Below are 24,727 nucleotides of genomic sequence, written 5' to 3'. Positions count from 1 at the left end.
TTCCTAGTTGCCGGCTCCAGTTCTATCTTTAATGTAAACAAAGTTATACACTAAGTACGTTAATGGCTTATAAACGATACATTAGGTGGTGCTTATGGACAGCGAAGAGCAGCTTGGTGCGCTCCTCCAGCAGTGGCGCATCATCCTCGATCTCCCCCAGGAACTCGTGGCCGAACGCGCCGGAATCTCCCGCGCCACCCTGGTGCGCCTCGAACAGGGCCGAGGCGCACGCGTCTCCACACTCATCGCGGTGATGAGCGTGCTCGGCATCGATGACCGTCTCATCGACGCCGTCAATCCCCTCCGCACCGATCTCGGCCAGGCTCGCGCCGGCCAGCTGAACCGCAGGCGCGTGGGGCGAGGCCCCGAATGAATCCGCCGGCTCGCATCGTCACCGTCTGGGTGGACAACTCACTCGCCGGCACACTCACGATCACCACGCACCCGATCAATGGACTAGAAGACCAGAGCTTTAGCTACTCGACGGAGTGGCTAGCGAACACCATGGGATTCGCGATTTCCCCCGATCTTCCCCTGACCCGTGGCGTTCAGCGGCCGAGGAATGGCCGAACCACCTTTGGTGCGTTTGAGGACGCCACACCCGACGCCTGGGGAAACAAGCTCCTCGCTCGACAGGCTCAGCTTGATGCCCTGCGCGACGGCCTCCCCACACCGCGAATGACTCCCGCCACGCGCCTCCTCCTGGTCCCCGATCACACCCGCCAGGGCGCGCTTCGATTCTCCGACGATGATGGTTTTCTCTCGCCGCGCACCTCCGGGGCCGGGCTCACCGATTTGGAAAAGCTTGCCCGTGCCGCCCAACGCTTTGTGGATTCCGGTGAGATTGATTCGGAACACGATCTGCTCCTGGGCGCGGGATCCTCACCCGGCGGGGCACAACCAAAGGCATGGGTGAGTGGCCCCGACGGGAACATGGTGCTGGCCAAGTTCCCGAAGACTTCAGACGTCGGGGACCTTCACCTGTGGGAACACATCACCATGGTTCTTCAGCGGCGTGCGGGCATTCGCGTTCAGCCCTCTCGAGTGCTTCCGCTCGATTCCGAACGATCGATATTTCTCACCGATCGCTTTGATCGGGTCGGCGACAAGCGCATTCCCTTCCAGAGCGTTCGCACCCTGCTCCAGTTGGTTGATCATCAGCACGTCGACTACACCACGATGGCCCGCGAGATTGCGCATGTCTCCGCGCATCCCACGGCCGATGCAGCGGAGATGTTTTCCCGCGCCATATTTGCCGCACTGGTCAACAACATCGACGATCATATGCGCAATCATGGGATCCTGCGGATCGGCCGTGGATGGCGGCTTTCCCCGGCATTTGACGTCAATCCCGCGCGCTCCGGCACATCAGATACGCCGCTGACACCCGGGGGTGACCCCGGCGATCGCGATGTAAGAGCGCTCATTGAGCACTCAGCTGACTTCCGGTTGACCCGATCACGAGCCGTGGAACGCGCGCGGGAAATAGCGGCCGCCGTGGCGAGCTGGCGAGAAGTGGCCGTTTCCGAGGGCGCCAACCTCGACTCCCTCAACAACTGGGCCCGCACATTCGACGACCCCAACCTCGAGCGAATCCGCGCGCTTTCAGACGGGGACCGCACGGTCATCGACCTTTCCTGACGCTACTGACGCAACACGTCAGTACCCGCGCAATGATTTTTGCACCCGGGACACATCGGAGGACTAGTATTTGTCTCATCCATCTGGCAGGAGACATAAATGAGCACTCAGGGCGGAAATCGCGCAATCATCGCCGCGCTGCTGGCGAACGTCGGTATTGCGCTGACCAAGTTCATCGCCTGGTTCTTTTCGGGCTCAGCCTCGATGCTCGCCGAGGGCGTGCACTCGCTCGCCGACTCGGGCAATCAGCTCCTTCTCCTCCTGGGCGGTCGCAAGTCGCGGCGTCTTGCCGATGAGGAGCACCCGTTTGGGTACGGACGCGAGCGCTACGTCTACGCGTTCGTGGTCTCGATCATCCTGTTCTCCGTGGGTGGCGTGTTCTCGATCTATGAGGGCATCAATAAGCTGACCCACCCGCACGAACTCGAAATGTGGTGGCTGCCGATGGTGGTCCTCACCGTGGCGATCGGGCTCGAGGGCTTCTCGCTGCGCACCGCGATTCGGGAGTCCAACCACACCCGTGGCACCCAGTCATGGATCCAGTTCATCCGCCGCGCAAAGGCCCCCGAGCTCCCCGTGGTGCTTCTGGAGGATGTTGCCGCCCTGATCGGCCTGGTGCTCGCGTTCCTCGGCGTCGGCCTCACCGTGATTACCGGCAACGCCACCTGGGACGCCATCGGCACCCTGGCCATCGGTACGCTGCTCGTGCTGGTCGCGATCGTGCTCGGCGTCGAAACCAAGAGCCTCCTCGTGGGAGAGGGGGCAACGGTCGAGCAGGCCACGGCCATTCGTGAGGCGATCGTTGCCGGGCCCGAGGCCGAACGCATCATCCACCTCAAGACCCTCTACCTGGGGCCCGAGGAAATCATGGTCGCGGCCAAGATCGCCGTGGACCCTGCCCGGACCGTCGCCGAGGTCTCCGAAAGCATCAACGCGATCGAGGCGCGCATCCGCACGGCCGAGCCCATGGCCCGCGTTATCTATCTCGAGCCGGACGTGGATCGCGAGCGCGTGCCCCACACCCCCGCGGTCTAGATTTCGCTCGGGCTCGCGAGCGTCTCGCGGAAAAACTCGACCAGGATCGCCGCACACTCGGCCTCGCGCACTCCACCCAGCACCTCCGCGCGGTGGGCCAGCCGGCGATCCCGCAGCAGGTCAAACGCGCTGCCCGCGGCACCGGCCTTATCCTCCCAGGCACCAAACACGACGCGCGGGATGCGGGCCGCCAGAATAGCGCCCGCACACATGATGCAGGGTTCCAGGGTTACTACCAGGGTGAGGTCGCGCAGCTGCCAGTCACCGCGCAGGGCCGTCGCCGCCCGGATCGCCTCGATTTCGGCGTGAGCGGTGGGGTCGTGGCGAGCCTCTTTCAGGTTGTATCCGGTGGCCACCACCGCACCCGTGGAATCGACGAGAACCGCACCCACGGGAACGTCCGCACTCGCCGTCGTCCGGCGCGCCTGCTCCAGGGCAAGCCCCATCAGCCGCTCGTCTTCCGTGCGCACACTCATCGCCACCGCCAAGTTCCCTTCACCCAGGTATTGTTAACAGTATGCGAGTGCACGTAGCCGATCACCCACTGATCACCCACAAACTGACGGTCCTGCGAGACAAGACCACCCCGTCGCCGATCTTCCGGTCCCTCACCGAGGAGCTGGTGACCCTGCTCGCGTACGAGGCGACCCGCGAGGTCCGCACCGAGGCTGTCGAGATCGAGACCCCGGTCACCACCACTACCGGGCTCGCGATCAGCTCGCCGCGTCCGCTCGTGGTCCCCATTCTGCGCGCCGGTCTCGGCATGCTTGAGGGCATGGTTAAGCTGCTCCCGACCGCGGAGGTCGGATTCCTCGGCATGCTGCGGGACGAGGAGACCTTCGAGCCCAAGACCTACGCCGAGCGCCTGCCGGACGACCTCTCGGGCCGTCAGTGCTTCGTGCTCGACCCGATGCTCGCAACCGGTGGTTCGCTCGGCGCCGCCATCGAGTTCCTCTTTGACCGCGGTGCGGATGACGTCACCGCCATCTGCCTGCTCGCCGCTCCCGAGGGCGTGGCCGCGCTGGAGAAGCTCACCGAGGGCCGCGACGTCAAGCTCGTGCTGGGCACCGTTGACGAGCGCCTGGACGACCACGGCTACATCGTTCCCGGTCTGGGTGACGCGGGCGACCGCCTGTACGGCCTGGTCTAACACTTCGTCCCGAGCACTCGGCTCGGGCCCACGGCGGCACCGATTTTCGGTGCCGCCGTTTTTTGTCCCCCCAATCGGGGGTAATCGGTTGACAGCGCCCTTCGCTCTGGGCATAATCGGCATATGACTGATTTCGCGTGTACCCAGAGCTCCTTCGAGTCTCATGGGACTGTGGGCATGATGATGCCCCGTGAGACCGTCATGTGTTGTCGAATGTGCCGCTAGTCCGCTAGCAGTCAGCATGTCTCCGCTGCGAAAAACGCAGCGTTGAGACCCGGAGCGTATCTACGCGACTCCACCGGAACGACCTTCCGATCGTCGTCCCGGACCCCATCACAACACACCCGTCGAAACGGAGCCCGCTGAGGCCACTGCCCCGGATCCCGTCGACACCCGTACTTCTAAGGACTCATCATGTCGATCGCCACCATCTCCTCCACCCGCACCGCAGCCGAGCGCACCGCCGCCGTACTCACCGCCGGCCGCACCACCGCAGCCACCGCCGTTCCGGCAGCCGCACCGGTTGCCGCCGCACCCGCCGCTCCGGCCGGCCCGCGTCTGCGTTCGGTTCCCGAGGGCACCGAGGCACGCGGTTTCGTTCTCTACGTCGGCCTCGATGAGGCCAAGGCCCTCGCCGATGGCTCGAGCCTCGGCCAGGTTGTCCAGGCCCTGAAGGACCTCGCCGCCCAGATCGCACCGGCCTCCGAAACCTACGCCGCCGTTGCCCTCGCCCCGGCCGGTGCCGGTGGCCGCGACATCGACGTGGTCCGCCTCGCCCTGCAGGAGCCCGCCGCCCTGGCCCGCCACCGTGACGCCGAGGAGACCGCCACCGGCGAGTTCGACCGCGCACACGCCGGCGTCGTGATCGACCTCTCCCGCAAGCGCCTCGCGCTTGACAACTCGGCCGTCTCGCTCACCTTCAAGGAGTTCGAGCTGCTGCAGTACCTCGTGCTGCGCGAGGGCCGCACCGTGGATCGCGCCGAGCTGATCGGTGCCCTGTGGAACCCCGAGGACGAAGAGACCGCTCCGAACGAGCGCACCATCGACGTTCACATCCGTCGCCTGCGCGCAAAGCTCGACCGCTACGAGGACATCGTGCGTACCGTTCGCGGCGTCGGTTACCGCTTCGACCGCCACGCAGACGTCACCATCCGCTACGCATCGGCACCGAGCCCCGACCTCTTCTAGGCGTCGACTGCCCCACGTGCGGCAGAATAATGTGATACCTGGATTCTGGAGACACACAGGATTCACAGGAGATTGTCACACGCATATGGCGCACGCCTGACACAATCGCTTCCATGCTGGATGTATGGAATTCAACGCCGACACACCGAGCTGGTCACAGTACGCGAATAGCCTGGGTGCCTCACTTCGTGAGCTCCGCATTAGCCGCGGGCTCAGTCAGGAAGAAGTGGCGGTCGCCGCCGGGATCAGTCGCTACACCTATCAAAAGTTCGAAAAGGGCGAGTCGCGCCCGGGTACCTCGGCAAATCCATCGCTTCAGAACGTCCTCGCACTCTGTCAGGTACTCGGCGTACCCATCGAACGGCTGCTCCCCAGCCCGCCACCAGATCTCAGCGACCGCTAGATCCGTCTTCGCCGCGCCCCTCGATCGACCGACCCCCTCGGGGCCGGGGCGATGTCCGAGGGTGCGGTTAGAGTGTGAGCGTGCCGGTGAAGGGACCCACCGATGAAAACAGCCCACTTCCATCCGCAACGATCAACGCCCTCCGAGGCAGAGCCCCACTGGCTCTCGCCGGGAGCCACACCGGGCCCCTCCGGGCCGGGTGCCAGCCCATCCGCATCCACGCCACCCACGATTCACATCCCCGACTCGGGCCTACCCGACCCGCGTACGCTCGGGGCGGAGACCGAGCCGCGCTGGCTCGCCGAGGTTGCTACCGTTGTGCGCGGTGAAGCCACAGCGGAGCTCTACGCCGTGACGCTCGATCTCATCCTCGAACATCACACGCGACTGGACGAAGCCCTGATCGCGATCCACTCCGACGAGTTCGGAGCCCACCTCACGCTCACCCCCGAGAGCGCCCACCGACTGGGCATCGCCCTGGTCGCCGCCACCCGGGCGGTACTTCCGAGCGCCGCCGAGGTCACTTCCGGAGGGGCAGCTAGCACCGAGCCACCCCAGTCGGAATAGCCCCGAGAGAAGGGGGCCAGCGGAGTCGGCCTCACACCGAGATCCGGGCCGCTCACACACACTGTGAGCGGCCCGGATCTTCGGTATCACGACGAGGGTTTGGCTATGCGACCTTGCGATCCTGTCGCGGCCAGACCACCTTCTGCACGATGATGATAACCGAGGCCGCCACCGGGATCGCCACGAGTGCACCGAGGATACCGCCGATGCTGCCCCCGGCCACCGCCGCGATCACGACCATTGCGCCGGGCACCGCCACCGCGCGGCTCATGATGCGCGGTGAAATCACGTAGGCCTCCACCTGGAGGTAGATCAGGTAGTAGATTCCCGAAATGATCGCCAGGGTGGGGTCCACAAACAGGCAGATCAGCGTGTTTAGCACCGATGCACTCAGGGTACCCACGAGCGGGATCAGCGATCCGAGGAACGCGAAGAACGCCAGCAGGAAGGGCAGCGGTGCCTGAATGATGCTGAACAGAATGAGGCTGAGAACGCCGTTGATGAGCGCCAGCGATACCTGCCCCACCACGTAGCGGCCCACGGCACCGGTGATGTCCTCCGAGATCTTTGCGAAACCGGTGCGCTGATAGGCGGGAATGAAGCGGTAGACGGCCTGCTTCATCGACCGCAGCGAGGCCATGAAGTACAGGGTCAGGATCAGCACGATGATCAGGCCGGTGATGCCGCTGGCCACACCCGCGCCAACCTGGGCGATGCCGCCACCGATCGCCACCAGGTTCTTCGGGTCACCCAGGAAGTCCGTCACGCCCTTGATTACCTGATTGATGTTGACCGAGTCGCCCAGGAGCTGCTGTACCTGCAGCACAAGGTCGTTGCGCTGGAAGTCCGCGGCGATGCCGGGGAAGTCGCGAATAAAATTGGAGAACTGCTCCACCAGCAGCGGGATCACCGCAAAGAGCAGACCGATGAACGCACCGATCACGGCCAGGACGACGGCGGCGATGGCCGCCGGCCGCGGCATTCTCTTCTCGAGCCAGGAGACCAGCGGGTCGAGACCCAGCGCGAGGAAGAGCGCGATCCCGATGTAGATCAGCACCGTGCTGAGCTGGGTCACAATTCCGCCGAGGAGCAGCGCAATCAGCACACCCAGGGTGCCGACCAGGCCGATCCTGAATGCGTTGACGTGAACGCCGGAGCCTCCGCCCACCTCGCGGTGCAGCCCCACGTCTCCCGCGGCCCGCTCGCGCGGTACCTGGGCGGTGCCGGCAACCTTCTTTTTCATCCGCGTTCCCCTCGCTCTCTGGGCGCCCGTGTGCGAAAGCATCGGGCATGGAACCCATTGTGACCCCAAACCTCGCCAATCAGTGGATATCCATTGTTTTTCTCGCGTGCCCCCTCGGAGACCCCGGATTTCCGCTGAAATTTCGCACACAGAAAACTCTCAGTTTCATGATCACAAAAACCCTGGTAATCGTTACCGGGATGTTATATATTCGTACTGCGTTCGAAGTTTTGCTGTGACGACGAAACGCACATGTGATTGCAGGACACTCTTGGTGCAAGGGGAAGGGCCGATCGTACGCCTCTACGATCGGCCCTTGTCCATTCCCCCGGCCCCTCACCAGGGACCGATACCAAGTGGGCGGTCACACGGTACTCTGGATGCATGAACACGACCGCCGAAGCCGCCCGCGATGTCCGCGCCCTCACGGTTCTCGGAGCCGCGTGTTTCGGCGGCGGCCTGCTGGTCACCGCGGTCGGCGTACTCCTCCTCGTGCTGGGCATCCTCCAGGGCCCCTGGTTCCTGCTACCCATCGGCATCGGCACCGTCCTGGCCGGGCTCAGCGCTTCCCTCTGGGGCATGGTGCTGCTGTATCGCTCGCTGATTCGCTCGGGCACGCCTCCGGTGGTCATCACCGATGATGCCCCCGGAGGTTCCACCCCGGCGGAATCAGCATGAGCGGCGCGGTCGAAGCCTGGGAGTCACTCTTCCGTGCGCAGGTGGGCATCATGCGTCGTCTCGGCGAAGACTTTCCCATGGGCGGACTCACCATGAACGAGTACGACGTGATGTTTACGCTGTCACGCCAGCCCAATCGCGCCGCAAAACTGCGCGACCTCAACCGTCTCGTGCTACTCAGCCAGCCGAGCGTAAGCCGGCTGATCGACAAGCTCACCGGTGAGGGCTTTGTCACCAAGGATCCCGACCCCGACGACCGCCGTGGCATGATCATCGCCCTCACCGAGGAGGGGTTTGCCGCCTACCGTCCGGTCGCGCGCGCTCACATGCGCACGATCGAATTCATCGTGGGAGGAGCGCTCAGCGCCGAGGAAATCGAGGCGCTCTTTGCCCTGACCGAGAAGCTGCGCTGCCCCGAGTCCGATGACTAACCCAGAAGCAACCATCACGGACACCGAGCCGGGCGGCCGTACCGGCATCGTCTGGTTCCGACGCGATCTTCGTGTCGGCGATCACCCGGCACTCAGCCGCGCCCTCGCCGAGTGCGACCGCGTCCGCGCGGTCTTCGTCCTCGACGAGCCCGGGCTGCGCCCGATCGGCGGAGCCTCCCGCTGGTGGCTACACGGCAGCCTCGAACGCCTCGCGAGCGACCTCGCGGATCTCGGGATTCCCCTGGAGATCCGCACCGGCGATTCGGTCGCGCACCTGCGTGACCTCGCGCGGGCAACCGGCGCCACCCGGGTGTACGCCACGGCTCGGCCCGGCGCGGCCGAGCGCGAGATCGACGAGGCCGTCCGGGAAGCCCTGGCGATGGTTCCCGGCGGGATTTCCCTGCGGGTTTCCCCGCCCGACCTCCTGGTTGACCCCGGCCTGCGCACCGGCGAAGGCCGCCCCTACACCGTGTTCACGCCGTTCTGGCGTCGCGCCCAGGACGACCTCATGCGCCAGCCGCCGCGCGCGAGCCTGCCCGTCCCGGCCCCGGCACGTGCCCCGCAAACTACGAATCCCGATGCTTTCGCCCGCGCCCTCGCGGCACTCGGCCTGCGCCCCACCGCCCCCGACTGGGCCGCGGGGTGGGAAGACCTCTGGAACCCGGGCGAACGGTGCGCACACGAACGGCTCGGGGACTTCCTCGACGAGGATCTCGGCGACTACCCCGATCTTCGTGACCGTCCGGACCGCCGCGTCACCTCCCGGCTCTCCCCGCACCTCGTCTTCGGCGAAATCACGGTGTCGCACATCTGGCACGCGGTGGACGCCCATCGACGCACCCACCCCGGCCACGGCGCATCCTTCCTCAGCGAACTGGGCTGGCGCGAGTTCGCCCACTATCAGCTCGTCCATTTCCCGGATCTCGCCACCCTCCCCTGGCGACCCAGCTTCGCCGGGTTCCCGTGGCCCGAACCCGATCCGGCGCTGATCCGCGCCTGGCAGACCGGCACCACCGGCATCGACCTCGTCGACGCCGGCATGAACGAGCTCTGGCAGACCGGCACCATGCACAATCGCGTGCGCATGGTCGTGGCCTCCCTCCTCACCAAGAACCTGCTGCAGCACTGGCGGGTGGGCGAGGAGTGGTTCTGGGACACCCTGGTGGATGCCGACCCCGCCGCGAACCCGTTCAACTGGCAGTGGGTGGCCGGCAGCGGCGCCGATGCGGCCCCGTACTTCCGCATCTTCAATCCCGAGCTTCAGCGCAAAAAGTTCGATCCCAACGGCGAATATGTTCGCCGCTGGGTACCCCAGGACGAGCTGCGCCCGGCACCGATCGTTGATCTTGCCCGCTCGCGCGAGGCCGCCCTCGCCGCCTATCGGGCACGCGAGGAAACCACACCGACTACATCCGGCGAATAAACCCGCCGCGCTGCGCCGCGAGCACCGCCTGCTGACGGTTGTTCACACCGAGCTTGCTGAAGATGTGCGCGAGGTGAGACTTCACCGTGGTCTCGCTGATGTGCAAAACCCGGCCGATGTCGCGGTTTCCCTGGCCCTCTGAGGCCAGCGTAAGCACCTCAATTTCGCGAGCGCTGAGCGACTGCTGCGGCTCGTTCACCCGCGCGACCAGGCGGCCCGCAACGGCGGGGCCCAGCACCGTGTGCCCGCGCACGGCCTGACGAATCGCGCTGAGGAGATCCTCCGGCGGGGCATCCTTCAGCAAATATCCGGCCGCCCCGGCCTCGATCGCCCCGAGAATATCCGCATCGGAGTCGTAGTTCGTAAGGATCAGCACGCGCGGCGGCTTCTCCTGCTTCGCAAGCTCGCGGGTGGCGTCGATGCCGGTGAGGCCGGAACCAAAGTTGAGATCGAGCAGCACGAGATCGGGAGCAAAACGGTTGACCACCGCGAGCACCTCCGCCACCGAGGCGGCCTCGGCGACCACCTCGATATCCGCGGCTGTGCCGAGCACCGCCGCGAGACCGGCGCGCACGATCGGATGATCATCGGCCATCACCACGCGAATCGGTTCGCTCATGCGCCCTCCCCCGTAAATCTGACGGTCACCGTGGTGCCATCCCCCGGTGTGCTCTCCACCACGAGTGTGCCACCGAGCTCGGCAATTCTTGCGCGCATCGCCACGATGCCAAACGAACCGCCTACGGTACGCTCACCGAGGTCGGCCGGATCAAACCCGCAGCCGTTATCCACGATGTCGAGGATGGTTTCGCCCGGCAGATAGCTCAGGCTGATATCCGCGCGGGTCGCCCCGGCATGCTGCACCACGTTTGCAAGGGCGCTCTGGCCGATGCGCAGCAGGCCGGTCTTCACCACCGTGCTGAGCGGTTCCGGTTCGCCATCGGTGTGAAACTCCACCACGATACCCGCCTGCTGTGCGGTGTTTTCGGCGAGCCGGGTGAGGGCCTCGGCGAGGCTCGCGCCGGTGATCGCGGGCGGGGCGAGCTCATCAATCAGCCCCCGCGTTTCGGTGAGCGCGAGCGCCGCGGCATCCCGGGCGCGACGCACGTGGGTGACCGCGGTCGCGGGATCCGTCTCGGCCGCGCGCTCTGCCGCGTGCAGCAGCAGCCCGATGCTCGCAAGCCCCTGGGCGACGGTGTCGTGAATATCGCGGGCCAGCCGCTCACGCTCGGCCAGCTTGCCGGCTTCCCGCTCGGTTTCGGCGAGGCGCACGCGGGTGGAGATCAGCTCCTCGATCAGGGCTTCGCGGCGCGCGGCCTCACGCTGAAGCTCGCGATAGCCGAGCCCGATCGCCACCGCGATGACCGCGCCGATCAGCGGCCCGATGATGCCCGGGGCGCTGAAACCGCCGTGGAGCCCGATCGCGACGATGGAGACGGCGCTGGTGAGCGCCACGCACAGGAGCGCCGCCGTGCGCTCAAGCAGCGCGAGAAACAGAAAGAACAGCGGGAATGAGAGGTAGGCGGCGTCCTGACTCACGAGAATCATGCCGATCCACAGGAGGGTGAGCACGCTCAGCCACATCACAATGCGGGAACCGCGCTGATCCGCGCGACCCCACCAGGCACCGAGCAGGTACCAGATCAGGAATGCCGCGGCGAGCGCCGCTGCGATGATCGGTTCCGGGCCCTCGCGAAAGGCGGCCCGGATCATCACGAACAGGGCGAGTGAGACGAAGAGCAGGTGCAGGCCGGTGCGCAGCGCCGCAGACACCGGTCCGTCGGCGGAGCGGACCATACTCACAGCCTAATCCGCCCGCTCGCAACCGGGTATCCCTCAAAAGGTGTAACCCACAATCATCCCTATTCCGCGGAGTACACCCACCCGGCCGATGCCCGTTTCCGCGCCCTCCGCGAGGCTGGAATCAGCACCAATTGTGCCGGTTGGCTGCGCGTCTGCGTAGCCCCGGCGTCTCGGAAGGAACCCCATGTTTGTAGCCTGGCGCGAAATCAGGTTTGCCCGCGGCCGTTTTGTCCTGATCGGCTCGGTCGTGGCGCTGATCACGATCCTGGTGGGATTCCTCACCGGTCTCACCGCGGGGCTCGCCGGTCAGAATGTCTCGGCGGTGATGGGCCTCGGTGCCGACCGGATCGTATTCTCAGCCCCCGCACACGGCGAATCCGACCCCAGCTTCGGCGACTCCTCGATCACCCCCGAGCAGGCCTCCACCTGGTCCGATGCCGCGGGGGTGAACACCGCTGAACCGCTGGGGATCAGCCAGACCCGGCTGAGCGCGGGCGAGCGCCGCTCCCCCGCCGCCCTGTTCGGAGTCTCGAGCGCCGGCACGCACACGCTCCTCCCCGAGGGTGTGCCCGGGCCTCACTCCGGCGAGATCGTGCTGGGCACCTCGGTCGCGAAGACCCTGGGTGTGAGCACCGGTGCCACCGTCGGGGCATTCGGCCTCGACCTTCGCGTCTCGGCGGTGATCGATGACGCCTGGTACGCGCACTCCTCGGTGGCGTGGCTCACCCTGCCTGACTGGCAGGAGGCGATGGCCCGTGGCGGTCAGCCCGCCTGGGCCACCGTGCTCGCGGTTTCCCTCACCGATGCCGCGCAGCCGGACGCCATCGATGCCGCCGCCCACACGGCCTCGCGGGCTCCCCTGCCCGCGCTGCTCTCGATCGAGTCGTTCCGCTCCGAGATTGGCTCGCTGCTGCTCATCGTGGGCATGCTGTTTGGCATCTCGGCGCTCGTGATCGGCGCGTTCTTCACCGTCTGGACCATTCAGCGAGCACCCGATATTGCCGTGCTCAAGGCTCTGGGGGCGCGCACCGGACGCCTGGTTCGCGACACCCTCGGGCAAGCTCTCGTGGTGCTGCTCGCCGGGGTCGGGGTGGGCATGCTCGCGACGATCGGGCTCGGTCTTCTCGCCGGATCCGCGGTGCCCTTCGTGCTGAGCCCCGCCACGATCGCCCTGCCCGCGCTCGGCCTCATCATCCTGGGCCTCATCGGCGGCGCATTCGCGCTTCGCCCGGTGCTGCGCAGCGATCCCCTCGCCGCCCTCGGTGCCCCCCGCTAATCCCTCCCGAAAGGTACTCCCATGATTGAACTCAACGATGTCACCCTCACCTTCCCCGATGGCGAGCGCACCGTCACCGCGGTGGATCACGCGTCCCTGACCGTTCCGCCCGGCAGCATCACGGCCATTATTGGCGCGTCGGGGTCGGGAAAGTCAAGCCTTCTCGCCGTGGCTTCTGCCCTGATCCAGCCCGACTCGGGCGCGGTGCACGTGGCCGGGGTTGATCTGATGGGGCTCTCCCCAGCCGAGGCCACGGCGGTGCGGCGCGAGCACATCGGCATCGTGTTTCAGCAGTCAAACCTCCTGCCCGCGCTCACCGCACTCGATCAGCTCGCGGTGATGAACGAGCTCGACGGTCACAGCCGTGCGGCCCGCGCCGAGACCCGCGAGCGTGCCCGCGCGCTGCTTGCCCGGGTGGGCCTCGCGGGCCACGAGAACAAGCGGCCGCACCAGCTCTCGGGTGGCCAGCGACAGCGTGTGAACATCGCACGGGCGCTCATGAACGACCCGCGGGTGCTGATTGTGGACGAGCCCACGAGCGCCCTTGACCACGCACGCGGCCAGGAGATCATCACGCTCATCCTCGAGCTCACGCGCGATCGCGGCACCTCAACGCTTCTGGTAACCCACGATCGCTCGCACCTGGCGCGAATGGATCAGGTGCTGGTGATGTCGGATGGTGTGCTCACCGCTCACGATCCGCACGCCGCGATCGCCGCGTAGCGGGGGCGGCGGGTTTCTCCGCCGCGTGAGCGCCGTGCGCCGGTGGCGTCGACGCCTGCTGGATCCACGGCTCGGCGGGTGCCTCCTGGCGGGAGCGGCGAGCGCGGCGCGACTCGGGGGCCGCCGGAACGGGTGCCGGCGGCGGTGGCGGAGCGGGAGCCAATGCGGGGGCGGGTGCCGAGGCAGGAACGGGAGCCACGGGAGCGGGGGCCACGGCAGGGGCGGGGGCAGAACCCGGCCGCATATCCGGTGTCTGCTCACCGAGGAGAATTGCCCGCACGGCGCGGACGTCCTGCTCGGTGCCCGAGCCCTCGAGACGATAGAGCTCGGGCACGGCGAACTGGTCGGACAGGAGCCTGCTGGCCAGGCTAAAGGCGTACCCGTAGGAGCGTTCACCGGTACCGATGACGCCGCGCAGCTGACGGTAGTTTCGGGCCCGCATGAGAAAGGCTCGCACCTCACGCGGGATCGCGGCGTGGTCGGCACCCGAGCCATACGTGGGTGTGATCAGGACGAAGGGCTCGGAGACGATGGCCGGGCGTTCGTGCTCGCCCTCGCCAATACGCAGGGCGGCGATCCCGAGGCGCTGGATGAAGACCCGCGTAGCCCCGGTTTCACCGGAGAAGTAGATCAGCCCGCTCATGCCCTTTTCCCGTTCGCCGCTGGATCATCCCCATGCCCTCGCCTGAGGGCACCACTCGAGGACGCACATCGCGGACTCTTAATGGCGTAATCCCAGTGTGACCGACCGGGGCCGGTTTTCTCCGGGCGTTGACGCTTTTGGTACCGCGCACTCGGAGGATATTCAGTCACCGGTGCTGGCCCTCGCCCGCCGGCTCGACGACGCGCCCCGGGAGGAATATCCGAGGGCTCTGGCAGACTGGATACCGGCGGATCCATCACCCGCCCGCAGGGAGCCCCACATGACCATCATCGCCGCCGCAGACGGATCGGCCCTCGGCAACCCCGGCCCGGCCGGATGGGCCTGGTACGTAGACGATAACTGCTGGGCGGCGGGCGGCTGGCCTCACGCCACCAACAACCAGGGTGAGCTGCAGGCGGTCCTGGAACTCCTGCGTGCGACCGCGCACCTCGATGATGACCTGCTCATCCTCTGCGACAGCCAGTACGTGATCAACTCGGTGACGAAGTGGATGCCGGGGTGGAAGCGCAAGGGCTGGCGCAAGGCCGATGGTAAGCCCGTTCTCAACGTGGAACAGCTCCAGCAGATCGACGAGGCGTTGCAGGGCCGGCGCTACCGTTTTGAGTGGGTCAAGGGGCACGCTAACCACCCGCTGAACGAGGCGGCCGATGCTCGGGCACGCGCGGTGTCCACCGCGTATCAGAACCGTAGCGAGGTACCCTCGGGCCCCGGCTGGACGGGTGCCGGCGGGGATCGCGCACACACCGCGGCCACCCCGCGTGCCGTCACGTTTGAGGAGGCCTCGGCGGACGCGGCCCAGCCCGGCCTGTTCGACTGGGACGATACCCCCGCTCCGGTAAGCCTCACCCTGAGCCTCGATGCCGACACCCACGCGCGCCTGCTGAGCCGCGCGGCCGCGGCCCGGCAGACCCCCGAGGAACTGATCCGCTCGCTGCTGTAGCCGCGCCTCGCGACGGCCGCACCCCAGGCCCGGGCCGGCTAGGCCGCCGGTGTGAGCCGGGTGCGCAGGAACTCCACCGTGCGCTCGCGCGCCGCCGCGGCTGGATGCCCAGGAACCTCGCGCACCTCACCCGTGAGCACCGAGTGAGCCCCGCGGGAAAACCCGCCGGGGTTACCCGGGGAGGAGTCGAGCTCGATCACGTCGAAGGCGTCGCCGAGGGCCGCCTCGATCGTCGCGAAGCGTTCGCGCGGCACGGTGCCGTCCTCGCTGAAGCGCAGGCCCAGCGCGCACACCGAACCGGCGGCCGCCCGCTCGGCCACGCGTGCGAGCTCATCCGGCGACATCGTGGGGTCGATTCGTCGTGCCCGACTCACCGGGAAGGGTGCGGCGGGCTGACTCATCACGGCCGCCAGCACGCTGGTCGATGTGGCCGCAGCCAGGGCGAAACCGCCGGTGAAGCACATTCCGATAACGCCGACGCCCGGGCCCGGGGTGCGGGCATCCAGATTCGCCGCGAGGGCCCGCACGAAGTCGGCCACCGGCCGGTGCGCCCCCACGGCGAACGCCCGAAACTCCGTGGAGACGCACATCTTCGCGACGGCGGACACCAGGTATCCGGTGCTCGCCGGGCGACCGGGCGTTCCAAACAGGGAGGGGATCGCCACGTGAAAACCGGCCTCCACGAGGTGGGTGGCAAACCCCATCACCTCGGGCGTCATGCCGGGAATCTCGGGGAGCAGCACCACACCCGGCCCCTCGCCACGCTCAAACACGTCGTGGGTGATGTCGGCCGCGGTGAACGGTGTGCTGGTCCAGCCGGTGAGCCCGGCGATGGGTGCGTGCTCGGTCATGAGCACAGTGTAACCCCGGTGATCCCTGGCTCGCCGGGAGCGCTCGAACTAGATATCGCGGTGTGCCCCGGGCCCGGGAACGGTCTCGTAAATCCGAGGTTCCGCCCAGCCCCGTGATGCGAAGCCCTCGCGGACGGCCGCGCGCACCGCGTCGGTGCCCTCGGCGGCAACGAGCGCGATCGCCGAGCCCCCGAACCCGCCACCGGTCATCCGCGCACCGATCGCGCCGGCCCGCAGCGAGGCCTCCACGGCCGCGTCGAGCTCGGAGCTGGAGATCTCGTAGTCGTCCCGCATCGAGGCGTGGCTCGCGGTGAGGATCGGCCCGATCTGATCGAGCAGACCCGCGTCGAGCAGGCCCACGGTCTCCTCAACCCGGGCGTTCTCGGTCACGATGTGGCGCACGCGGCGCAGGGTCTCCTCATCGAGGTCTTCGGCACGGGCGGCAAGCAGGGCGAGATCAACCTCGCGCAGGGTCTCGACTCCGAGCAGCCGCGCGCCACGCACGCAGGAGGCCACGCGGTCACGGTATCCCCCACTCTCGTGCGCGTGGGTGACACGGGTGTCGATAATCAGCAGGGCGAGCCCGTGCGCCGCCAGATCCAGCGGCACCGGGCGGGTGGTGCGGTCCCGGCAGTCGAGGAAGATTCCGGAACCCGCGACGGACAGCAGCGAGGCCGACTGATCGAGGATCCCGGTGGGGGCACCCACAAAGTTGTTCTCGGCCTCGTGACAGATCTGTACGAGTTCGGTGCGGTCGAGGTTTGCCTCGGTGAGCTCGTTGAGGGCGATGGCCAGCGCGCACTCCACCGCGGCCGAGGAGGACAGTCCGGCGCCCACGGGCACGTCGGAGTGCAGCAGCACCCGCAGACCGGGCACGGTGATTCCGCGACGATCGAAGGCCCAGGCGACCCCGGCGAGGTAGCGTGCCCATCCGCCGGCACCGGCGAAGGCGCTCGAATCCGCGGCGAGCTCAGTCCGAGAGAGCCGTACGGTGGGTGCCGCCTCCTCGTCTCCGAAGGTCGTGGCGCACGCCAGTTCGTCATCGTCCGTGGGGCGGACGGCCACGTACGCGCGCGCCTCGATCGCAAAGGGCAGCGCAAAGCCGGCGTTGTAGTCGGTGTGTTCGCCGATGAGGTTCACCCGTCCCGGCGCGCTCCAGATGCCGGCCGGGGCGAGGGCGAAGCGGTCGGTGAATGCGGCGCTCAGTGCGTCGGGGGTCATGCGGGCTCTCCCTCGGAATCCGTGGTGGTGTCGATGCCGGATGCGGTGCCGGCATACGCGGGGGTCGCGCGGAGCCGGGCGGCGGTCTCCTCGGGAATGACATCGCCGATGAACGCGCCCATGGCGGCCTCCGAACCGGCCAGGTACTTGAGCTTATCGACCGCGCGCCGCGGCGAGGTGATCTGCAGGTGCAGGCGCATCTCCCCGCGGTCCGGGTGCGTGCTGGGTGCCTGGAACCAGGCCGAGATGTACGGGGTGGGATCATCATAGAGCCCGTCGATGCCGCGGAGCAGGCGCAGGTACATGTCGGCCAGCTCATCGCGCTCCCCCTCGGTCAGCTCATCGAGGTTGCCCACGTGACGGTGCGGGTAGAGGTGGACCTCGATGGGCATCCGGGCGGCAAAGGGCACAAACGCGGTAAAGTGCTCGCCGCGCTCGATCACGCGCTCACCGGCATGGTGCTCGAATGCCAGGATGTCGGCGAAGAGGTTGGCGCCGGTGCGTTCACGGTGTGCGGCGGCCTGCCCCAGCAGCAGCCGGGTGGTGGGGGTCACGAACGGGTAGGCGTAGATCTGGCCGTGCGGATGGTGCAGGGTCACGCCGATCTGCGCGCCACGGTTTTCGAACGCAAAGACCTGCTCGACGCCCTCGGTCGCGCGCAGTTCCGCGGTGCGCTGTGCCCAGGCACCCACAATGGTGCGCATGCGCTGCGGGGGCATCTGGCTGAGCGAGGCGTCGTGATCCGAGCCGAAGACCACGACCTCGCATCGACCGGCGGCGGGGCGCACGGCACCGAGCGCGGGGGTGAGATCAACGACCGCGGGCTCGGGGCCAAACGATGGGAAGCGGTTTTCGAACGCTACGACGTCGTATTCGGCGGCGGGAATCTCGGTCGCGTGTCCGGGGCGGCTGGCGCAGATCGGGCAGAGGTCGGTCGGCGGCAGGTAGATGCGGCCCTGGCGGTGGGCGGCGAAGGCGATCCAGTCTCCGCGCAGCGGATCGAACCGCATGGTTGCGCCGCCCTGCTCGGCGCCGGGGCGCGGCGGGAGGTCACGCGAGTCCGCCGGCGGCGTCTCCTGCACCGTTCCAAAATCGGTGAAATACAGGAGTTCTCGCCCATCGGCGAGGTGGGTGCGGTATGTGACACCGTGAGTGGTCATGTGCGCCTTTGCCCTTCTTATTCGAACAAAAACGATCATAATCACACAAATGAACTTGATGCAAGGTCGAATCCCGGGCATAATTAACACATTCGCACATCGCGTTCGCGCACCACGACCCACCGAGGCCCCATGACCGAGATGCTCCCACCCCAGCGGCACAGCCACATCCTCGAGCGCCTGCGCCGCGACGGCCAGGTGCGCGTGACCACCCTCGCGGCCGAGCTCGCGGTCTCCGAAATGACCGTGCGTCGAGACCTCGGAAATCTCGCCGAGCGCGGAGACCTCGTCAAGACCCACGGCGGCGCGACCCTCCCCGGCGGCACCACCTCGAGCGAGCCCGGGTTTGCCCACAACCTCGGGATCGCCGCCACCGAGAAGGAACAGATCGCCCGACTCGCGGCCACCCGGGTGCAGCCCGGCATGTCGGTCGCGCTCAATGCCGGCACGACGACGCACGCCCTGGCCCGCATCCTGACCCAGGTGCCCGATCTCACCGTGGTGACCAACTCCCCGCGCATCGCCGCGGTCTTTGACGAGGGCGGCACCTCGCAGACGGTGATTCTGACGGGCGGGATCCGTACCCCCTCCGACGCCCTGGTCGGCCCGTTCGCCGTGGCCACACTGCGCGCGCTCCGCGTGGACGTCTGCTTCCTGGGTGTGCACGGGGTGAGCCCCGAGGGCGGCCTGACCACGCCCAACATGCTTGAGGCCGAAACAAACCGGGCCTTCCTCGATGCCGCGGCGAGCGTGGTGGTCATCGCCGATCACCACAAGTGGGGCGTGACCGGGCTCTGCCAGATCGCCGAGCTCGGGGCGGCCGATATTTTCCTGAGCGATGCCGGGCTGCCGGAGGCGGCCCGTCTACGCCTCGCCGAATCGATTGACAGCGTCCTCATTGCCGACAACCCCACACCCCTCAAGGAGACCCCATGACCTGGCTCGTAACCGGCGGTGCCGGATACATTGGTGCGCACGTTGTGCGCGCCCTGCGCGACGCGGGGCTCACCGCCGTTGTCTACGACAACCTCTCGACCGGAATCCCCGAGTTTGTACCCGCGGGAATCGCGTTTGAGCACGGCGATATTCTGGATCGTGAGACCCTCCGCGAGGTTATGGTGCGCCACGGCGTTACCGGCGTCATTCACGTTGCCGGATACAAGTTTGCCGGGGTGTCGGTCGAGCGCCCGCTGCACACCTACACGCAGAACGTGACCGGTACCGTGACGGTCCTCGAGGTCATGGCCGAGCTCGGCATCACACGCATCGTGTTCTCCTCGAGCGCCGCGGTGTACGGCACCCCGCACACCGATCTCGTGACCGAGGCCACCGCCACGACCCCGGAATCGCCCTACGGAGAATCCAAGCTCATCGGCGAGTGGCTGCTGCGCGACCAGGCCGCGGCCGCGGGGATCACGCACGTGAGCCTGCGCTACTTCAACGTGGTGGGTTCCGGTGAGCCGGGGCTCTGGGATGCCAGCCCGCACAACCTGTTCCCCCTCGTGATCGGTGCCCTGCGCGCGGGCAAGACCCCACGCATCAACGGCACCGACTACAACACCCCGGATGGCACCTGCGTGCGCGACTACGTGCACGTGGCCGACCTCGCGCACTCGCACGTGGCCGCGGCACAGGCGCTGGAGGCCGGCACCGCCCTGCAGCCGGTCTACAACCTCGGCAGCGGCGACGGCCTCTCGGTCAAGCAGATCATGGACGAGATGGCCCGCGTGACCGGCATCGCTTTCGATCCGGTGATCGGCCCGCGCCGCGCCGGTGACCCCGACCGCATCGTGGCCGACGGCACCGCCGCGGCACGAGACCTCGACTGGAAGATGCGACACACGCTCGCACAGATGGTCGAGAGCGCCTGGAGCGCGAGCCCGGCAGCCTAGTCGACCCGGGGCGCGCTCGCGGGTGGGTCCTCTCCCGGAGCGATCCGCGAGCGCTCCATGAGCCGCCAGTTTCCACCGGTGAGCGGCCAGAGCGTCGCGAGGGTGTAGATCACGGCGATCACGCCGAACGTCGCGGTCACCCCGATGACACTCGCCGAAACTCCGCCCAGGAGGCCGCCGAGGGGGATCCCCGCCCAGGCACCGGCGGTGATCAGCCCATACACCCGCCCGCGCATGTGCACGGGGATGCGTTCGAGCTGCACCGCACCGAGGATCGGGTTCACGGCCCCCGCGGCGAGCCCGGAGATCGCCGCGGCCGGCGCCATCCATTCGAGCCCCAGCCCCAGCGCCGGAACCACGAGCGAGGGGCCGCCCGCGATCGTGAAACACACGGCGAGCGTTATTCGCCGCGGCATCCGGTGGGCAAAGAACCCAAACGTGAGCGAGCCCACCAGGGCACCGCCGCCGAAGACCCCGAGCACCAGGCCCAGCGCGGCTGGTCCGTTCAGATACTCGGTCGCGTACAGCGGTAGTAGGGTGTTGATGCGGGCGGCATCCAGCAGGTTAGTGATGAGCACCATGGCCACGATGAGTCGAAGCAGTGGGTCCCGCACCGCGAAGGCGAACCCCGCGCGGAGATCCTGCCAGTAGCCTTCCGGATTCTGCGGGGCTTCGAGCGGTTCCGCGGATCCCGGCATTCGCACCCAGAGACCGGTCATCAGCGCCGAGAGTGTAAAGGTCACCGCCGTGACCGTGAGCGCGGGATACGCTCCGAGCGCCGTAATCAAGAGCCCCGCCGCGGGTGCGCCCAGCAGGGAGGAGAGCCGGGTACTCGCATCGAGGAACCCCACCGAGCGTTCAAGCCGAATCCCCGCGGCCGTGGAGATCTGCGGCAGCATCACACGGCGCGCGGTCTCCCCCGGCGTATCGAGCAGGCCGCCGAGAAACACCAGGGTGAGGAGCACGGGGAAGGGCAACCCCACCGTGACCGCCAGAATCGGGATGAGGGCAATGGTGGCTCCGCTCACGATATCTGCAACCACGCTGGCACGCACATAGCCGACGCGATCAACGAGGACACCGCCGAGTGGGCCACCAAGAATCACCGGTGCCGTGGCGACAAACGCCGCGAGCCCCACGTCGATGGGGCCACCGCCCAGGGCGAGGACCGAGAAGGGAATCGCGAAGAGCGTGACCACATTGCCGGTGCGCGAGAGCACGTGGCTCCCGAGCAGCGCGCCCAGGGAGAGCCGGATTCGACTCCGCGATTCACCCATCAGGACGTTGCGGGTTTGCGATACGCCTGGGCAAGCACGAACACCCTTTCGGCGTCGTCACCCGACACGTGTGCCTCGCTGCGCGCACTCCAGCGCGCGAGCAGATCGTTCAGTTCGGCACCCAGCTCGCCCAGCTCGGCCGCGGTCAGGCGCAGAATTCGGTCTCCCGAGGTGGCGGCATCCACCCACTCGGTGTCGAGCTGCGGCATCGAGTCGACGTAGGCGGCGTACTGGCTCGCGTAGAACTGTCCGATGAGGCCCTGGAACTCACGGGCCGCCGCGCGACGCTCGGGGTCGTCAAGCAGCTCGGAGTCTTTCCACGTGGTCAGCTCGTGTCGGGCCCGCCACCAGCGTTCGCGTCGGTCGGTGCCCGCCTCGGGCGCGGGTTCGATAAACCCGGCCTCGGCGAGCCGGGTCAGGTGATAGCTCAGGGTGCCCGGTGCCTCGTCTACCCGGTCGGCGAGGAGCGCGGCCGTTTGCGGGCCGTGCTCGCGCAGCAGGGCGAGTAGCCGAATCCGGGTGGGGTGCGCGAGCACGCGCAGTGCTGCGGCGTCGGTGCGCGGGGAGGTCTGATCGGTCATGCACCCAGCATTACACAAGAACTCTTGCGCAATACTTCTTGTGTATGTTTATTTATCCCGCGAGCGGGGAGCGTGCGGCCTCCTGGCTGGGGCAGGATTCGAGGATCTGACCGATCCGGTCGTGTTCGGCGGCGGTCATCCAGAGGCCGTAGGCGGCCTTGACGGAAACCTGCCGGGCCGCGTATCCGCACCAGGAGGCACGCCGCGGCGGCAGCCAGGTGGCGGCATCGCCATCTCCCTTCTGGGAGTTAGTGGGGCCGTCCACGGCGAGGAGGTTGATCGGGTCGTTGGCGAGCTCGCGGCGGCGATCGTCGGTGAGCGCCTGCGCGCCGGTCTGCCAGGCGTTCTTGAGCGCCACCACGTGGTCGATCTGCACCGCCATCGAGGTCTTTTCCCCGCGCTCGAAGTGGATCTCGGTACCGGTGTAGGGGTCGTTCAGCACGCCGGAGAGCACCCGGCAGCCGCCGCGGGTTTCGACGGCGGTGAGATCGCGCGCGAGGATGTCGTTGCGGGTATCACACCCATTTTTCTCGACGTCAAACCAGGCGGTACCGAAGCGGGCCACGCGGTCATAACCGGTGCCGGGCGCACGACCGCGCACGGGGATTTTGGCCAGCACGTCGCTCGCCAGCCCCGCGGAGACAAACCCCGCGGGGAAGGTGTCTTCGCCGCCCCCGGCGCCCGCGGAGGGAACCGGGATGCTTGCGGGCGCGCTGGGTACCGGCCCGGCCTCGGTTTCGCCGAGCGAGAGCGCCCCGACGATCAGCGCGAGAATCAGCGCGGGAATTGACAGCAGCGCGGCCGTGCGCGGGGAGGCGCGGCGACGACGGGCAGGGCTGGCAGACGGGCGAGTTGGGCGACGCGAAGGCACTGAATTTCCTCTGGTTAAACGATGAGTGGAGCGCGGGGTCGCCCAATACCATCAGACCACGAGCCACCGACGCTTCGGTGGCTCGTGGATGGGAATCGCGGTATCCGCGGCTAGCGGGAGATCCAGCGCAGACGTCCGCCCTTTGCCACGCCACACACCATCGGAGTCCCCTTCACGGTGTATCCGGTTGCCCCGGCTGGCGTGCAGAATGACCCAGGGCGCACGGTGCCTCCCGACGGCGGCACCGGCTCATATTTGGGCGGAGCTGGTGCAGGAGGAGCCGGAGGTGCAGGTGCAGGTGCAGGTGCAGGCGGCACCGCGGGAACTGAGGGCACTGCGGGCACTGCGGGTTTGGTTGCTGCCGGGGCAGGAGCGGGCGGAGCAGCAGTCTTGGCCGGCGCAGGCGGAGCAGCAGGCTTGGCCGGCGCAGGCGGAGCAGCAGGCTTAGCCGGCGCAGGCGGAGCAGCAGGCTTAGCCGGCGCAGATGGTACATCGGGCTTAGATGAGGGAGCCTGCTGTTGCCTCACCGATGGAGCTGGTACAACCGTTGACTCATCAGATGCGGTAGTCGGAATTGGATCAGGTTCGGGAAGTGGCCGCGGTTGACTCTGGGCGATAGAGGACTGAACTGCATTCTGAGCCGGGCACCGCTCAAGAGTCTCGACAAATACGGCCCGCTCACGAGCCGTCACCCAGAGACCGTATACGGCCTTTATCGAAACCTGGCGTGCAACATAGGCGCACTCGCGCTCAGGGGACGTTGGCATCCATTGGTCCGCATCGGATCCCGCTTTCTTGCGGTGTACTTCGGCGCTGATCGTGGCAAGGTTGAGCGGATCTGTGGCGAACAGTGCGCGTCGCTCCGGGGTCAGCTCCTGTGCTCCGGTCTGCCACGCGTTCTTTAGGGAAACCACGTGGTCCACAACCAGGTCAGACTTCTTACTTCCGGTGGCAGCCAACTGCTCTCCGGTGTAGGGGTCAGTTAGGCTCTCGGTCCCGGCCTGTGGACGTGGCTCTGCGATACCAAACTGTTCAACACCTTCAAAAGCAGGCTGCCAGGCCTTTGTACGAATCTCAAGGGTATCCAAAAGCCCCCTCGCCGATCCAACGGGTTCAAAGTCCTCTGGAAAGCTCAGCGCGATACTCAACGCCGAAGCATCGGAAGATGCGGTGCCCGCGAAATCCGCGGGCGGGCTTTCCGCCAAACTAGATCCACGTGGCAGGAGCGAACCGCCGATGATAAACATGACCATGCTCGCAGCAAGGACGAGTACACCCATGCGCCGATTCCCCGGGAGGCGCGCCCAGCTTCGACGACCCGTAAGGGCAACATAGAGACCCGTAAAAAGGCCCGCAATGGCAAGCATGATCAGCGCGCCGACGGCCCCTCGTGTCCCGAAGCCGACAATCACCAACATGGCAACGATTCCGGAGACGATTACCGTGCTCGGCATGAGCGTCCGACGGGCATTTTCGGGCATTACGCAGGGTCCTTTCGCGCGTCACTCACGCGCAGTCTTGGCAATAATCGCGGCACGGCTACGTCCGGGCGCGATTATGCTGATTTCACTCGCGTTCGGGCGCGGAGAAATCCTGTCCGAGGCTAGTGAAGCTCCCAGGGATTCTCGAATCGCCCGACCGAACACGCCGCATCTTCGTCAAACTGGGGCCACCAAACCAATCAAACGGGGGACACGAGCGCGCCTGAC

Annotated in this window: 27 protein-coding genes; 15 read left to right on the top strand and 12 right to left on the bottom strand. The window is 67.1% G+C overall.

Annotated features, from left to right (window positions below; genetic code table 11):
• The first annotated feature begins 94 nt into the window (after nucleotides 1–94).
• The 3 genes from D9V32_RS09195 to D9V32_RS09185 all read left to right on the top strand — a co-directional run bounded on the left by D9V32_RS09195 (nucleotide 95) and on the right by D9V32_RS09185 (nucleotide 2,676).
• Nucleotides 95–373, top strand: a complete 279-nt coding sequence (locus D9V32_RS09195) for a helix-turn-helix domain-containing protein (RefSeq protein ID WP_121648611.1) — start codon at nucleotides 95–97, stop codon at nucleotides 371–373.
• Nucleotides 370–1,641, top strand: coding sequence for a type II toxin-antitoxin system HipA family toxin (locus D9V32_RS09190; protein WP_121648610.1), 1,272 nt, complete (start codon nucleotides 370–372; stop codon nucleotides 1,639–1,641). The genes D9V32_RS09195 and D9V32_RS09190 overlap by 4 nt, the downstream gene beginning before the upstream one ends.
• Nucleotides 1,642–1,740: 99 nt before the next feature.
• Nucleotides 1,741–2,676, top strand: a complete 936-nt coding sequence (locus tag D9V32_RS09185; RefSeq protein WP_121648609.1) for a cation diffusion facilitator family transporter — start codon at nucleotides 1,741–1,743, stop codon at nucleotides 2,674–2,676.
• On the opposite strand, the gene tadA is transcribed toward D9V32_RS09185, so the two are convergent.
• On the bottom strand, nucleotides 2,673–3,152 hold the full coding sequence (gene tadA / locus D9V32_RS09180; RefSeq protein WP_220700682.1) for a tRNA adenosine(34) deaminase TadA: 480 nt from the start codon (nucleotides 3,150–3,152) through the stop codon (nucleotides 2,673–2,675). The genes D9V32_RS09185 and tadA overlap by 4 nt on opposite strands.
• Nucleotides 3,153–3,193: 41 nt before the next feature.
• On the opposite strand from tadA, the gene upp reads away from it, so the two are divergent.
• From upp to D9V32_RS16040, 4 genes are all read left to right on the top strand, one after another.
• The gene (upp, locus tag D9V32_RS09175; RefSeq protein WP_121648607.1) at nucleotides 3,194–3,826 is read left to right on the top strand and encodes a uracil phosphoribosyltransferase; all 633 of its coding nucleotides are present in this window, start codon (nucleotides 3,194–3,196) and stop codon (nucleotides 3,824–3,826) included.
• Between the two features lie 414 nt (nucleotides 3,827–4,240).
• Complete coding sequence (locus D9V32_RS09170) at nucleotides 4,241–5,014, top strand: winged helix-turn-helix domain-containing protein (protein WP_121648606.1); 774 nt, start codon at nucleotides 4,241–4,243, stop codon at nucleotides 5,012–5,014.
• Nucleotides 5,015–5,138: 124 nt separating this feature from the next.
• Nucleotides 5,139–5,417 carry a helix-turn-helix domain-containing protein gene (locus D9V32_RS09165; RefSeq protein WP_121648605.1) on the top strand — a complete coding sequence of 93 codons (279 nt, stop codon included), beginning with the start codon at nucleotides 5,139–5,141 and terminating at the stop codon, nucleotides 5,415–5,417.
• Nucleotides 5,418–5,519: 102 nt separating this feature from the next.
• A complete protein-coding gene (locus tag D9V32_RS16040) occupies nucleotides 5,520–5,984 on the top strand; it encodes a hypothetical protein (protein ID WP_147440436.1) in 465 nt (154 codons plus the stop codon).
• Nucleotides 5,985–6,087: 103 nt separating this feature from the next.
• Here the strand turns inward: D9V32_RS16040 and D9V32_RS09155 are convergent, their stop codons facing one another.
• Nucleotides 6,088–7,227: an AI-2E family transporter gene (locus D9V32_RS09155; RefSeq protein ID WP_121648603.1), complete on the bottom strand. Its 1,140-nt coding sequence runs from the start codon at nucleotides 7,225–7,227 to the stop codon at nucleotides 6,088–6,090.
• 384 nt (nucleotides 7,228–7,611) lie between these two features.
• Here D9V32_RS09155 and D9V32_RS09145 point away from each other — a divergent pair, with 384 nt between their 5' ends.
• From D9V32_RS09145 to D9V32_RS09135, 3 genes are read left to right on the top strand one after another with little or no spacing between them, the layout of a single operon-like run.
• Entirely contained in the window at nucleotides 7,612–7,905 is a 294-nt protein-coding gene (locus tag D9V32_RS09145) for a hypothetical protein (protein ID WP_121648601.1), read from the top strand.
• Entirely contained in the window at nucleotides 7,902–8,336 is a 435-nt protein-coding gene (locus D9V32_RS09140) for a MarR family winged helix-turn-helix transcriptional regulator (RefSeq protein WP_121648600.1), read from the top strand. The genes D9V32_RS09145 and D9V32_RS09140 overlap by 4 nt, the downstream gene beginning before the upstream one ends.
• A complete protein-coding gene (locus D9V32_RS09135; RefSeq protein WP_121648599.1) occupies nucleotides 8,329–9,759 on the top strand; it encodes a cryptochrome/photolyase family protein in 1,431 nt (476 codons plus the stop codon). Before D9V32_RS09140 ends, D9V32_RS09135 begins: the two co-directional genes overlap by 8 nt.
• On the opposite strand, the gene D9V32_RS09130 is transcribed toward D9V32_RS09135, so the two are convergent.
• Both D9V32_RS09130 and D9V32_RS09125 read right to left on the bottom strand, forming a co-directional pair.
• The gene (locus D9V32_RS09130; RefSeq protein WP_121648598.1) at nucleotides 9,743–10,378 is read right to left on the bottom strand and encodes a response regulator; all 636 of its coding nucleotides are present in this window, start codon (nucleotides 10,376–10,378) and stop codon (nucleotides 9,743–9,745) included. The two genes, D9V32_RS09135 and D9V32_RS09130, sit on opposite strands and share 17 nt — an antisense overlap.
• Nucleotides 10,375–11,556, bottom strand: coding sequence for a sensor histidine kinase (locus tag D9V32_RS09125; RefSeq protein ID WP_121648597.1), 1,182 nt, complete (start codon nucleotides 11,554–11,556; stop codon nucleotides 10,375–10,377). Before D9V32_RS09125 ends, D9V32_RS09130 begins: the two co-directional genes overlap by 4 nt.
• A 190-nt stretch (nucleotides 11,557–11,746) precedes the next feature.
• On the opposite strand from D9V32_RS09125, the gene D9V32_RS09120 reads away from it, so the two are divergent.
• Entirely contained in the window at nucleotides 11,747–12,838 is a 1,092-nt protein-coding gene (locus D9V32_RS09120) for an ABC transporter permease (protein ID WP_121648596.1), read from the top strand.
• 21 nt (nucleotides 12,839–12,859) lie between these two features.
• The gene (locus D9V32_RS09115) at nucleotides 12,860–13,561 is read left to right on the top strand and encodes an ABC transporter ATP-binding protein (protein WP_121648595.1); all 702 of its coding nucleotides are present in this window, start codon (nucleotides 12,860–12,862) and stop codon (nucleotides 13,559–13,561) included.
• Here the strand turns inward: D9V32_RS09115 and nrdI are convergent.
• Complete coding sequence (gene nrdI, locus D9V32_RS09110; RefSeq protein ID WP_121648594.1) at nucleotides 13,524–14,204, bottom strand: class Ib ribonucleoside-diphosphate reductase assembly flavoprotein NrdI; 681 nt, start codon at nucleotides 14,202–14,204, stop codon at nucleotides 13,524–13,526. The genes D9V32_RS09115 and nrdI overlap by 38 nt on opposite strands.
• 280 nt (nucleotides 14,205–14,484) lie before the next feature.
• Here nrdI and D9V32_RS09105 point away from each other — a divergent pair, with 280 nt between their 5' ends.
• A complete protein-coding gene (locus D9V32_RS09105) occupies nucleotides 14,485–15,165 on the top strand; it encodes an RNase H family protein (RefSeq protein WP_121648593.1) in 681 nt (226 codons plus the stop codon).
• 38 nt (nucleotides 15,166–15,203) lie between these two features.
• On the opposite strand, the gene D9V32_RS09100 is transcribed toward D9V32_RS09105, so the two are convergent.
• The 3 genes from D9V32_RS09100 to galT are packed head-to-tail and all read right to left on the bottom strand — an operon-like array spanning nucleotide 15,204 to nucleotide 18,397.
• Complete coding sequence (locus D9V32_RS09100) at nucleotides 15,204–16,016, bottom strand: dienelactone hydrolase family protein (protein WP_121648592.1); 813 nt, start codon at nucleotides 16,014–16,016, stop codon at nucleotides 15,204–15,206.
• A 48-nt stretch (nucleotides 16,017–16,064) separates the two neighbouring features.
• The gene (gene galK / locus D9V32_RS09095; RefSeq protein WP_121648591.1) at nucleotides 16,065–17,237 is read right to left on the bottom strand and encodes a galactokinase; all 1,173 of its coding nucleotides are present in this window, start codon (nucleotides 17,235–17,237) and stop codon (nucleotides 16,065–16,067) included.
• Nucleotides 17,234–18,397, bottom strand: coding sequence for a galactose-1-phosphate uridylyltransferase (gene galT, locus D9V32_RS09090; protein WP_121648590.1), 1,164 nt, complete (start codon nucleotides 18,395–18,397; stop codon nucleotides 17,234–17,236). Before galT ends, galK begins: the two co-directional genes overlap by 4 nt.
• A gap of 132 nt (nucleotides 18,398–18,529) precedes the next feature.
• On the opposite strand from galT, the gene D9V32_RS09085 reads away from it, so the two are divergent.
• On the top strand, nucleotides 18,530–19,333 hold the full coding sequence (locus D9V32_RS09085) for a DeoR/GlpR family DNA-binding transcription regulator (RefSeq protein WP_245982203.1): 804 nt from the start codon (nucleotides 18,530–18,532) through the stop codon (nucleotides 19,331–19,333).
• Nucleotides 19,330–20,289 carry a UDP-glucose 4-epimerase GalE gene (galE, locus tag D9V32_RS09080; protein WP_121648589.1) on the top strand — a complete coding sequence of 320 codons (960 nt, stop codon included), beginning with the start codon at nucleotides 19,330–19,332 and terminating at the stop codon, nucleotides 20,287–20,289. Before D9V32_RS09085 ends, galE begins: the two co-directional genes overlap by 4 nt.
• On the opposite strand, the gene D9V32_RS09075 is transcribed toward galE, so the two are convergent.
• The 4 genes from D9V32_RS09075 to D9V32_RS16665 form a co-directional block, all read right to left on the bottom strand.
• Entirely contained in the window at nucleotides 20,286–21,566 is a 1,281-nt protein-coding gene (locus D9V32_RS09075; RefSeq protein ID WP_121648588.1) for an MFS transporter, read from the bottom strand. The two genes, galE and D9V32_RS09075, sit on opposite strands and share 4 nt — an antisense overlap.
• On the bottom strand, nucleotides 21,566–22,147 hold the full coding sequence (locus tag D9V32_RS09070; protein WP_121648587.1) for an ArsR/SmtB family transcription factor: 582 nt from the start codon (nucleotides 22,145–22,147) through the stop codon (nucleotides 21,566–21,568). Before D9V32_RS09070 ends, D9V32_RS09075 begins: the two co-directional genes overlap by 1 nt.
• Before the next feature lie 52 nt (nucleotides 22,148–22,199).
• The gene (locus D9V32_RS09065) at nucleotides 22,200–23,018 is read right to left on the bottom strand and encodes an HNH endonuclease family protein (RefSeq protein ID WP_121648586.1); all 819 of its coding nucleotides are present in this window, start codon (nucleotides 23,016–23,018) and stop codon (nucleotides 22,200–22,202) included.
• A 110-nt stretch (nucleotides 23,019–23,128) separates the two neighbouring features.
• Entirely contained in the window at nucleotides 23,129–24,265 is a 1,137-nt protein-coding gene (locus D9V32_RS16665) for an HNH endonuclease family protein (RefSeq protein ID WP_425462006.1), read from the bottom strand.
• Between the last annotated feature and the right edge of the window lie 462 nt (nucleotides 24,266–24,727).

The organism is Mycetocola tolaasinivorans (genome assembly GCF_003667565.1).
GTDB classification, from domain to species: Bacteria; Actinomycetota; Actinomycetes; order Actinomycetales; family Microbacteriaceae; genus Mycetocola; species Mycetocola tolaasinivorans.
This window is presented reverse-complemented; position numbering and strand designations above follow the sequence as displayed.